At 56.2% G+C, this 486-nt stretch carries 1 protein-coding gene; it reads right to left on the bottom strand.

What is annotated here, in order from left to right; genetic code table 11:
• Positions 1–27: 27 nt before the first annotated feature.
• Positions 28–486 (bottom strand): integrase core domain-containing protein (locus WFN87_RS24240; RefSeq protein WP_336983979.1); only part of this gene is annotated, 459 nt, incomplete at its 5' end.

Here is a 486-nt window from a genome sequence, read left to right on the forward strand (position 1 = left end):
GGTGTTCGCAGACATGGTGAACACTTTTTAACATCCTTTACCCATGGTGATCGACTTATTCTTCAGGTCGATCACCCCCACTTTCGTGCTGTACCACCACACTTCATAACATCCGTCTTCCATCGTCTCTTTCAGTCCCACATATTCTCCTCTGAACGCTTTACCTGCCTTCAGACTGCTGCCCCTGAAGCTCAGCTTTCCGCTGATATCTACCTTCCGTACCTCCACTCCCTCATCGTATTCCGGTGGCTCAACGTCTGCACTGTACTGCCGGGACGATGGCTGATATCGCGAAGCCGGTGCCTTCATCGCGAGGGCCTCGTGGGGCAGCTCCAGGTTATACACCGTCCGCCAGTGGTCGAAGGCCCGTTGCACCTGCTGGCTGTCCGTAAACCACTGGCCCTGCAGCACTTCCGCCTTCAGACTGCGGTGAAAACGCTCCAGCTTGCCCTGCGTCTGTGGGTGGTAAGGCCGGGAATGGCTCAC

Origin of the sequence: Cedecea sp. AS113, assembly GCF_037152415.1 — a bacterium.
GTDB lineage: Bacteria > Pseudomonadota > Gammaproteobacteria > Enterobacterales > Enterobacteriaceae > Cedecea.